Origin of the sequence: Streptomyces sp. WAC 04229, assembly GCF_003947455.1 — a bacterium.
Taxonomy (GTDB): Bacteria; Actinomycetota; Actinomycetes; order Streptomycetales; family Streptomycetaceae; genus Streptomyces.
In genome coordinates, this window is record NZ_QHJH01000230.1 from 1 (window position 1) to 10,904 (window position 10,904).

Genomic DNA, 10,904 nt, shown 5'->3' on the forward strand with positions numbered 1-10,904 from the left:
CCCTCCCGCGCTCCCGCCCCCGGCTCGTCGTACCCAACCCGTACGATCGAGGAATGAGCACGCGGATCGCCTTCCTCAAGGGTCACGGCACCGAGAACGACTTCGTGATCGTCCCGGACCCGCAGAACACCGTCCATCTGCCCCCCGCCGCCGTCGCCGCCCTGTGCGACCGCCGCGCGGGCATCGGCGGTGACGGACTCCTGCACGTGGTGCGGTCCGCGGCGCACCCCGACGCCCGGGACATGGCGGGCGAGGCGGAGTGGTTCATGGACTACCGCAACGGCGACGGCTCGGTGGCGGAGATGTGCGGCAACGGCGTGCGGGTCTTCGCGCGCTACCTCCAGCGCGCCGGGCACGTCACCGAGGGCGACCTCGCCGTCGCCACGCGCGGGGGCGTGAAGACCGTGCACCTCGCCAAGAACGGTGACGTCACCGTCGGCATGGGCCGCGCGCTGCTCCCCGAGGGCGACGTCGAGGTGAGCGTCGGCGAGCGCCAGTGGCCCGCGCGGAACGTGAACATGGGCAACCCGCACGCGGTCGCCTTCGTCGCCGACCTCGACCACGCGGGCGACCTGTACACCGCGCCGCCCGTCGGGCCGGCCGCCGCCTACCCGGACGGGGTCAACGTCGAGTTCGTCGTCGACCGCGGCCCCCGCCACGTCGCGATGCGGGTGCACGAGCGCGGCTCCGGGGAGACCCGATCCTGCGGCACGGGCGCGTGTGCCGTCGCCGTCGCCACCGCGCGCAGGGACGGCACCGACCCGGCGGTCACCGGCACCCCGGCGACCTACACCGTCGACCTGCCCGGCGGCACCCTGGTGATCACCGAGCGCCCCGACGGCGAGATCGAGATGACCGGTCCGGCAGTGATCGTCGCGGAGGGAGAGTTCGACTCCGCATGGCTGGAAGGGGTACTCGCCACCACGGCGGCCGGGTGAACCACAGCCCGGTCCATGACACTCAGTACGAAAACGTAAACCCTCGGTCCATCGCTCGAATGGGTGATCCGTTTCACGCTCGGCGAGAGGCGGTCGGCCGCACGTGGTGGGCTCGATAGCATCAAGCACCGGCCCGGACGGGGGACCGACACCATCCCCTGAGCCGTGTCCGCCCTGGGATACCCCGTCCGCCGGTTTACGCAGCCGGAGGTGCCCATGAACGCGGAGGCCGTGAATCCAGCGAGCCCCGGCCCCGTGACGCCCGCGAGCGTCGGTCCCGTCGCGCCCCCGGCGGCCCGCAGAAAGGCCCGCCCCCGGATCGATCTGCGCCGTCTCGGCCGCGCCGCGCTGCTCGGCTCCACCGCCCGCGGCCGGCTGCCCGACGCCATCGGTCACGTCGTCGAGGCCCACCGGGCCCACCACCCCGAGGCCGACCTCGACCCGCTGCGCCGCGCCTACGTGCTGGCCGAGTCCTCGCACCGCGGCCAGATGCGCAAGAGCGGCGAGCCGTACATCACCCACCCCCTCGCGGTGACCCTGATCCTCGCCGAACTCGGCGCGGAGACCACCACCCTGACCGCCTCGCTCCTGCACGACACCGTCGAGGACACCGACGTGACGCTCGATCAGGTCGGCGAGGAGTTCGGCGCCGAGGTGCGCTACCTCGTCGACGGGGTCACCAAGCTGGAGAAGGTCGACTACGGCGCCGCCGCCGAGCCCGAGACCTTTCGCAAGATGCTCCTCGCCACCGGCAACGACGTCCGCGTGATGTCGATCAAACTCGCCGACCGGCTGCACAACATGCGCACCCTCGGCGTGATGCGCCGCGAGAAACAGGAGCGCATCGCCAAGGTGACCCGGGACGTACTCATCCCGCTCGCCGAACGGCTCGGCGTCCAGGCGCTCAAGTCCGAGCTGGAGGACCTGGTCTTCGCGGTCATGCACCCCGAGGAGTACGAGCACACACGCAAGCTGGTCGACGAGAACGCCGCCCGCGCGGACGACCCGCTGGCCGAGGTCGCCGAGGACGTCCGCAAGGTGCTGCGCGAGGCCGACATCAACGCCGAAGTCCTCATCCGGCCCCGCCACTTCGTCTCCCTGCACCGCGTCTCCCGCAAACGCGATCCGCTTCGCGGCGCCGACTTCGGCCGCCTCCTGGTGCTCGTGCAGGAGGACGCCGACTGTTACGCAGTCCTGGGCGAACTGCACACCTGCATGACGCCCGTCGTCTCGGAGTTCAAGGACTTCATCGCCGTCCCGAAGTTCAACCTGTACCAGTCGCTGCACACCGCGGTGGCCCGCGCGCAGGACGGCCAGGTCGTCGAAGTCCTCATCCGCACCCACCAGATGCACAAGGTCGCCGAAGCGGGCGTCGTCGCGCTCGGCAACCCGTACGCCACGCCTCCGGAGGAGCAGACGGCGGGCGACGGCGAACGCGCCGACCCGACGCGCCCCGGCTGGCTCTCCCGGCTGCTCGACTGGCAGCGCGGCGCACCCGACCCCGACACCTTCTGGTCCACCCTGCGCGAGGACCTCGCCCAGGACCGCGAGATCACCGTCTTCCGCCCCGACGGCGGAACCCTCGGCCTCCCCGAGGGCGCCACCTGCGTCGACGCCGCCTACGCCCAGTACGGCGAGGACGCGCACGCCTGCATGGGCGCCCGGGTGAACGGCCGCCTGGCCACCATGAGCACGGTGCTGCGCGACGGCGACGGCGTGCAGCTCCTGATGGGCCAGGACCCCGCCTCCGAGCCCGCCGGCGACTGGCTGGAGCACGCCCACACGCCCGCCGCGCGGATCGCCATCCGGCGCCGCCTCGCCGCACGTCCGGCGCCCACGTCCGCCGACCCGGCCGACGACGCCCCGGCGCCCGCCTCCCGACCTGCGGCCGACGCGCCGGAGGTCCGCCCCGGCTCCGGAGCCGGTTCCCCCGACGTACTGGTCGACCTGCCGGGCGCGACCGTACGCCTGGCCGGCTGTTGCACACCCGTGCCGCCGGACCGGGTCACCGGCTTCGCCGTCCGCGGGGGAGTGGTGACCGTGCACCGCGCGGAGTGCCCCGCCGTGGCCCGCATGACGAGCGCCGGGCGCCCCGAGGTCGATGTGCGCTGGGGCGACAGCACCGAGTGCCGGGTCACGCTGCTCGCCGAATCGTTCGGCCGCCCGCACCTCCTGGCCGACCTCACCGAGGCCATGGCTCTCGAGGGCGCCGAGATCGTCTCGGCGACCGTCGAGCCCCCGGACCGCCAGCGGGTCCGCCACACCTACACGGTGCTGCTCCCGGACGCGGCCCGGCTGCCCGCCCTGATGCGCGCGATGCGCGACGTGGCCGGGGTGTACGACGTCAGCAGGTCCCAGCCGCAGCCCACCGGGGCCTGAGCGGACGTACCCGTTCGGGTGCCCCGGGCGCGCGCCGTCGCCGCGGGGCACGCGCGCGCTGATAGCCGTGAGGGATGCCGCACACCCCTCATACCCCTCACGCCTCTCGGTCTCCGCGTCCAGGGTCCCGCGTACGCTCCCGCCTTCGGCTCAGGGCGGCGGCGCTGCTCGCGTCCGCGGTCTCCGTCTGCCTGGTCGCCGCGAGTGCCCCGCCGGCCCCGCTCGGCGTCGGCGACCGCCTCTACCCGCACCTGGGAAACCCCGGCTACGACGTCGCGGCGTACGACCTCTCCTTCACCTACTCGGGCAGCAACACCAAGCCACTGAAGGCCGTCACCATCATCGACGCCCGGACCACTGCCGACCTGGACCGGGTCAACCTCGACTTCGCCCACGGCAAGGTCGACTCCGTCGAGGTCGACGGCGAGCCCGCGGACTTCGCCACGGCCGGCGAGGACCTGGTCGTCACACCCGCGGACGCCCTGGACGAGGGCGAGTGGACGCGGATCACCGTGCGGCACAGCAGCGATCCCGTGTACGCCGAGGACCGCCCGGGCGGCTGGGTGCGCACCGCCGACGGCCTCGCCATGGCCAACCAGGCCGACGTCGCCCACCTGGTCTTCCCCTGCAACGACCACCCCTCCGACAAGGCGCGCTTCACCTTCCGCGTCACCGCGCCCGACGGGCTCACCGCCGTCGCCAACGGGCTCCCGGCGGGCGTCGACCGCACCGGCTCCTCGACCACCTGGACCTACCGGACCCGGCACCCCATGGCGACCGAGCTGGCCCAGGTGTCCATCGGCCGCTCCACGGTGCTGCACCGCACCGGCCCGCACGGACTGCCGGTACGGGACGTCGTCCCGACCGAGCACCGCGCGGCGCTCGAACCGTGGCTGCGGAAGACGCCGGACCAGATCGCCTGGATGGAGAAGAAGGTCGGGCGCTACCCCTTCGAGACGTACGGCCTGCTCATGGCCGACGCCACCACCGGCTTCGAGCTGGAGACCCAGACGCTCTCCCTCTTCGAGCGCGAACTGTTCACGGAGCCCGGCTACCCCGCGTGGTACGTCGAGTCGATCATGGTCCACGAGCTGGCCCACCAGTGGTTCGGCAACAGCGTCAGCCCGGGCACCTGGTCCGACCTGTGGCTCAACGAGGGGCACGCCACCTGGTACGAGGCGCTGTACGCGGAGGAGACCGCGGACAAGCCCATGGCGGCTCGCATGAAGGCCGCCTACGGCGCCTCCGACGGCTGGCGCGCCAAGGGAGGGCCCCCGGCCGCCCCCAAGCCGCCCGCCTCCGGCAGCAAGACCGGCATCTTCCGCGCCAACGTCTACGACGGTGCCGCGCTGGTGCTCTACGCGCTGCGCCAGGAGATCGGCCGGACCGCCTTCGAGCGCCTGGAGTCCGTCTGGGTCGACCGCCACCGGGACGCCAACGCCACCACCGCGGACTTCGTCCGGCTCGCCTCCGAGATCTCCGGCCGCGACCTCGGCGCCTTCTTCCAGGGCTGGCTCTACGCCGAGAAGACCCCGCCGATGCCAGGCCACCCGGACTGGAAGCCGACGGCCGCCGCCAAGGCGCCCTCGTCCCAGAAGGCACACGGGTCCCAAAAGGCACACGGGTCCCAAAAGGCACACGGATCCCATAAGGCACACGGCGAATAAGCCGGTGACGAGACGGCCCGTGCCGTGCGACCATCTTCGGGACGGCGCGGTACGGGCCGCGGGAATCTCCCCGGCGGCTCGTGCGTTGTGCAGAATGTCGCAGCCGAAGTGCCGCGCGATTCCCTTCCCAGCTACGTAAGGATCCAATGACCTCCTCTTCTTCTCCCTCCCAGGACACCAAGCGTCTCGCGCAGACCTATCCCGAGGGCCTCCGGGCCGATGCCCTGATGGAAGAGGACGTCGCCTGGAACCACGAGACCGGCTCGCAGTGGGACGGTGAGCAGTTCGACCGCTCCGACCGCGCGGCCCTGCGCCGCGTCGTCGGACTGTCCACCGAGCTCGAGGACGTCACCGAGGTCGAGTACCGCCAGCTCCGCCTGGAGCGGGTCGTCCTCGTCGGCGTGTGGACCTCGGGCACCGTGCAGGACGCGGAGAACTCGCTCGCCGAGCTGGCCGCCCTCGCCGAGACCGCCGGCGCCCTCGTGCTCGACGGCGTGGTCCAGCGCCGCGACAAGCCCGACGCCGCGACCTACATCGGCTCCGGCAAGGCCGAGGAGCTGCGCGACGTCGTCCTCGACACCGGCGCCGACACCGTCATCTGCGACGGTGAGCTGAGCCCCGGACAGCTGATCCACCTCGAGGACGTCGTCAAGGTCAAGGTCATCGACCGTACGGCCCTGATCCTGGACATCTTCGCCCAGCACGCCAAGTCCCGAGAGGGCAAGGCGCAGGTGGCGCTCGCGCAGATGCAGTACATGCTGCCCAGGCTGCGCGGCTGGGGTCAGTCGCTGTCCCGTCAGATGGGCGGCGGCAAGGGCGGCGGCCTCGCCACCCGTGGCCCCGGTGAGACCAAGATCGAGACGGACCGGCGCCGGATCCGCGAGAAGATGGCGAAGATGCGCCGGGAGATCGCGGAGATGAAGACCGGCCGCGAGATCAAGCGCCAGGAGCGCAAGCGCCACAAGGTCCCCTCCGTCGCCATCGCGGGCTACACCAACGCCGGCAAGTCCTCGCTGCTCAACCGCCTCACGGGCGCGGGCGTGCTGGTGGAGAACGCCCTGTTCGCCACCCTGGACCCGACCGTGCGCCGCGCGGAGACGCCGAGCGGCCGGCTGTACACGCTGGCCGACACCGTCGGCTTCGTCCGGCATCTGCCGCACCACCTGGTCGAGGCGTTCCGCTCCACGATGGAGGAGGTCGGCGACTCCGACCTGATCCTCCACGTGGTCGACGGTTCGCACCCGGCCCCGGAGGAGCAGCTGGCCGCCGTGCGCGAGGTGATCCGGGACGTCGGCGCCACCGACGTACCCGAGATCGTCGTGGTCAACAAGGCCGACATGGCCGACCCGCTGGTGCTGCAGCGGCTGCTGCGGGTCGAGAAGCGGGCCATCGCCGTCTCGGCACGCACCGGCCGGAACATCGACCAGCTGCTCGCCCTGATCGACAACGAGCTGCCGCGTCCCTCGGTCGAGATCGAGGCGCTCGTGCCGTACACCCACGGCAAGCTGGTCGCCCGCGCCCATGACGAGGGCGAGGTGATCTCCGAGGAGCACACCGCGGAGGGCACCCTGCTCAAGGTGCGGGTGCACGAGGAGCTGGCGGCGGAACTGACGCCGTACGCTCCGGCGCCCGCGCTCTGACCCGAGCGCCCCAGCGCACGAGCGCCGCGAGCGCGAAGAAGGCCCGCCCCCGCACATCGCGGAGGCGGGCCTTCGGTCTGCCGGGAGCAGGAGCCCCCGGCAGACCGCGTGGTCACTGGCCGCCGTACGTCTCGCTCATGTTCTGGTACATCGCCCGGGCCTCCGGGCCCAGTTGCGGGCCCGCCAGCCAGGTGTTCTCCAGCGGGCCGATCGAGGTGTTCGAGACCAGCTTGGTCTCGCCGTCCACCACCCGGAACCAGCCGCCGCCCGACGAACCGCCGGTCATGGTGCAGCCGATGCGGTACATCGTCGGCAGCGACGGGCTCAGCGACAGCCGGCCGGGCCGGTCGAGGCACTTGAACATCTTCAGCCCGTTGTACGGCGCCGCGGCCGGGTAGCCCCAGGCACCCATGCTGGGAACCTCGGTCGCGGAGGGGGCGGAGAAGTCCACCTCCAGCGCGGCACCGACCGTCTCCTCCAGGGACTTGCTCCCCTGCTCGGGCTGCACGTGCAGCACGGAGTAGTCGTACGCGGCCCCGTCGCCGCCGTTCCCCGAACCACCCTGGATCCACTGGTTCGAGGTCGACGCCCAGTTCGCCCACCAGGTGCCGTACGGCGCCATCTCGGTGGTGGTCGCGTCGGCAAGCTGCGGCTCGGACTTGCCGAGGTCGTTGTAGGACGGCACGAAGGCGATGTTGCGGTACCAGCCGCCGCTGCCGCCGGCGTGCACGCAGTGACCCGCCGTCCACACCAGGTTGGACTTGCCCGGGTGGTTGACGTCCTTGACGACGGTGCCCGAGCAGACCATCGAGCCCTCGGGGGAGTCGAAGAAGACCTTGCCCACCGGGGCGGCGTTGTCGTGGTACGGCGTCTTCTCGGCGACGGCCTCCACCGGGGCCGGCTCGGGGTCGGTGGCGCCCTGGTCGGCGGACGCGTCCTTGGTGGTGACCGTCTTGTCGGCCTCCTTCGCGGACTTCATCCGGTCAGGCTTCCACAGGCCCTCGATCACCGGGTTGACGAAGTCCTTGGCCTCGGTGAGCCACTTGTCCCTGTCCCAGTTCTTCCAGCCGCCGTCCTTCCACCGGTCGACGTCGATGCCCTGCTCCTTGAGCCGGTCCGCGACACCTGCGGGCAGACCGCCCTCGCCACCACCGGTGTCACCGGCGTCGGCGGCCTGCGAGGTGCCACCGCCGGGCTTGGCGGCGGCCTCGTCCTGCTCCGAGCCGCCGCAGGCGGTGGCGGTGAGCGTCAGCGCGGTGACGAGACCGGCGGCGGCGAGTGCGGTGCGCCGCGCGCGCCGTGGCGCGGCGGACCTGGGTGTGGAACGCATGCTGGGACGACCCCCGTTGGACGTGTGTGGAGTGAACTTGATTCAGCGCGGTGTACGGGCCGTGCTCACTGGCCGGCGAACTTGCCGCTCACCGCGTCGAGCACGCCCTTGGCGCCCTTGTCCAGCCGCGGACCGGCCAGCCAGCCCGCCGTCACCGGGCCGATCGAGGTGTTGGACACCAGCGCCGGCTTGCCGTCGGAGCCGGTCGCGACCCAGCCGCCGCCGGACGAGCCGCCGGTCATGGTGCAGCCGATGCGGTACATCGTCGGGTCGGCGGCGTTGAGGGACAGCCGCCCGGGCTTGTCCTGGCACTGGTACAGCTTCTGGCCGTCGTACGGCGGCGCGGCCGGGTAGCCGGTCGCCTCGATGCTCTCGACCTCGGGCACCGCGGGCGCGCCGAAGTCCACCGGCAGCGCCGCGCCGACCGTCTCCTCCAGCGACTTGCCGCCGCTGCCCTTCTCCGGCGTCACATGGATGACGGCGTAGTCGTACGGGGCCCCGTCGCCGCCCGTCGCACCGCCCTGCTCGATCCACTGGTCCGAGGTCTGCGCCCAGTCGCCCCACCAGACACCGTACGGAGCGACCTCCTCCTTGGTGGCGTTCTGCAGTTGCTCGGCCGACTTTCCGGCGTCGTTGTACGACGGCACGAAGGCGATGTTGCGGTACCAGCCGCCCTTCTTGCCGGCGTGCACACAGTGGCCCGCCGTCCAGACCAGGTTGGACTTGCCGGGGTTGGCCGGGTCCTCCACCACAGTCGCCGAGCAGACCATCGAGCCCTGGGGGGAGTCGAAGAGCACCTTGCCCGCGGTGGCGGCGTTGTCGTGGTACTTGGGCTCGACGGCCCGCGCCTCGACGGGCGCCGGCTCCGGGTCGGTGACGCCCTGGTCACCCGAGAGGTCGTTGTCGTCGACCTCCTTGCCCGGCTCCTCGGCGTCCCGCATGCGGTCCGGGTCCCACAGGCCCGCGATGATCGGGTTGACGTAGTCCTGCGCCTCGCGCAGCCAGTCGTCCTTGCTCCAGTCCCGCCAGGCGCCGTTCTTCCAGTCGTCGACGTCGATCCCGTGTTCCTTGAGCTTGTCCTTGATGTGGTCCGGGATCCGGATCCCGCCGTTGCCGTCCTCCGCCGCCGTCGCGGAGGCGGAGGCGTTGCCGCCCGCCTCCGGGTCCCCGGACTCGCACGCCGTGGCGGTGAGCGCGAGCGCCGAGACGAGCGCCACGGCGGCCGCGGAGGTGCTCCCGCGCCGTCCGCGCCCCTTTCCGCGCATGCTGAACGACGGACGTATGGATCGCATGGTGTCGACTCCCCCTGCTGTGAACGAACGTGGTGCCGCGCCGGTCGCTCCGCTGCCCCGGCCCGGTCTCCCGGACCTCCCGAACTCCGCGGAGCGGCGGCGACCTGGAACGGGACCACACACTATGCGCCGCCTGTGGGGGAGTTCCGACGGAACGGCAACGGTTCGGACACAGCCGCCCGGCCGGCAAGGATCTTCGGGCAACCCGTAACCCCCGGCACGCGCCGCGGTTGCTAGCGGTGGGGGTCCGCCGTCGACGGATCACGTCCGGACAGCGGGAGGTGGGGGAGGCCGTGATGGGTTCCGCGTACGAGGTGAGCGCCGTCGGCGGCGGGAGCGCCGTGCGCTCGTGTGCCCGGCCCGTGGGCGGGGGCGAGGGCGCTCCGAGGCGTCAGCGGGCGCGCGAGACCGCGGCGCGTACCTACGCGCGCGCCCTGCCGGTGGTGCCCGTGCGGGCCCGGGGGCTGACCATCGAGGACGCCGACGGCCGCCGCTACCTCGACTGTGCCTCGGGAGCGGGGTCCCTGGCCCTCGGGCACAACCATCCCGTCGTGCTGGAGGCGATCCGCAGGGTTCTCGACTCGGGCGCCCCCTTGCAGGTCACGGGCCTCACCACCCCCGTCGAAGACGCCTTCGTGACCGAACTGCTGCGCACCCTGCCGCTCGGCCTCGCCGACCACGCGCGCGTGCGCTTCTGCGGACCGGGCGGAACCGACCCGGTCGCCACCGCGGTCGCCCTCGTCCGCGCCGTCACCGGCCGGACCCGCGTCGTCACCCTCACGGGCGCCCACCACGCGGCGGACGCCACGGCATGCTGCCCGGCCGACGCCGGTGAACCGCCCGCCGGAGTGCTCCTCGAACCGGTGCGTTGCGAGGACGGCGTCCTGCCCGTCCCCGACCCCTGGCTGCGCGACCTGCGGCGGCTCACGGCCGAAGGGTCCGTGCCGCTCATCGCCGACGAGACCGAGACGGGCGTCGGCCGGACCGGCGTCTTCTGGGCGGTGGAGCACAGCGGAGTAACCCCCGACGTGCTGGTCCTCTCCCGGGCGATCGGTGGCAGCCTGCCGCTGGCCGCGGTGGTCCACCGGGCCGACCTGGACGGCGGACACGCCCCCGGACCGGGTGCCGCCGCCTTCCGCGGCAACCAACTCGCCCTGGCCGCGGGCGCGGCGACGCTCGCCCACGTCCGCGAGCACCGCCTCGCCGCGCACGCCGCCGCCCTGGGCGGCCGGATACTGTCCCGACTGCGCGTCTTGGCCGAGGAGTTCGCGTGCGTCGGGACCGTGCGCGGGCGCGGACTGATGATCGGCATGGAACTGACGGCTCCGGGCGGTGCGTGCGAGGCACCTGGCCGCCGCGGGTGCCGCGACACAGCGCGTGAACTCGCCGCCGACGTGCAACGGGAGTGTCTGCGTCGGGGGTTGATCGTGGACCTGACCGGTCCGGCCAGGAACGTCGTGCGACTGCTGCCGCCCTTGATCGTCACCGAGGAGCAGACCTCGGCGGTCCTGGAGCGCCTCGCCGACGCCGTGCAGGCGGTGGAACGGGGCCGCGGCGACCACGGCCCACCCCGCCGGCCGCGCGAGGCGCGCTGAGACCGAGACCGTCCGCCCCCACTCCCGTACGTCACGAGGACCGCGTTGCACACCACCCCCACC

The 10,904-nt window shown here is 72.6% G+C and carries 7 protein-coding genes; 5 read left to right on the forward strand and 2 right to left on the reverse strand.

All coding sequences use genetic code 11. The features are described 5' to 3' along the window. Nucleotides 1-53 precede the first annotated feature (53 nt). From dapF to hflX, 4 genes are all read left to right on the forward strand, one after another. The gene (gene dapF, locus DMH12_RS34120; protein ID WP_125495217.1) at nt 54-938 is read left to right on the forward strand and encodes a diaminopimelate epimerase; all 885 of its coding nucleotides are present in this window, start codon (nt 54-56) and stop codon (nt 936-938) included. A gap of 216 nt (nt 939-1,154) precedes the next feature. Then, nucleotides 1,155-3,317: a bifunctional (p)ppGpp synthetase/guanosine-3',5'-bis(diphosphate) 3'-pyrophosphohydrolase gene (locus DMH12_RS34125; protein ID WP_125495218.1), complete on the forward strand. Its 2,163-nt coding sequence runs from the start codon at nt 1,155-1,157 to the stop codon at nt 3,315-3,317. Nucleotides 3,318-3,391: 74 nt separating this feature from the next. Further along, nucleotides 3,392-4,984 carry a M1 family metallopeptidase gene (locus DMH12_RS34130; RefSeq protein WP_260474443.1) on the forward strand — a complete coding sequence of 531 codons (1,593 nt, stop codon included), beginning with the start codon at nt 3,392-3,394 and terminating at the stop codon, nt 4,982-4,984. A 146-nt stretch (nt 4,985-5,130) separates the two neighbouring features. Beyond that, a complete protein-coding gene (hflX, locus tag DMH12_RS34135) occupies nt 5,131-6,624 on the forward strand; it encodes a GTPase HflX (protein ID WP_125495219.1) in 1,494 nt (497 codons plus the stop codon). A 112-nt stretch (nt 6,625-6,736) separates the two neighbouring features. Here hflX and DMH12_RS34140 read toward each other — a convergent pair whose 3' ends face one another. Both DMH12_RS34140 and DMH12_RS34145 read right to left on the reverse strand, forming a co-directional pair. Further along, nucleotides 6,737-7,954, reverse strand: coding sequence for a serine protease (locus tag DMH12_RS34140; RefSeq protein WP_125495220.1), 1,218 nt, complete (start codon nt 7,952-7,954; stop codon nt 6,737-6,739). Between the two features lie 65 nt (nt 7,955-8,019). Then, nucleotides 8,020-9,246 (reverse strand): serine protease, encoded by a 1,227-nt coding sequence (locus tag DMH12_RS34145; protein WP_125495221.1) that lies wholly within the window; start codon nt 9,244-9,246, stop codon nt 8,020-8,022. 296 nt (nt 9,247-9,542) lie between these two features. Between DMH12_RS34145 and DMH12_RS34150 the strand changes: the two genes are divergently transcribed. After that, on the forward strand, nt 9,543-10,841 hold the full coding sequence (locus DMH12_RS34150) for an aminotransferase class III-fold pyridoxal phosphate-dependent enzyme (RefSeq protein ID WP_125495222.1): 1,299 nt from the start codon (nt 9,543-9,545) through the stop codon (nt 10,839-10,841). Nucleotides 10,842-10,904 lie beyond the last annotated feature (63 nt).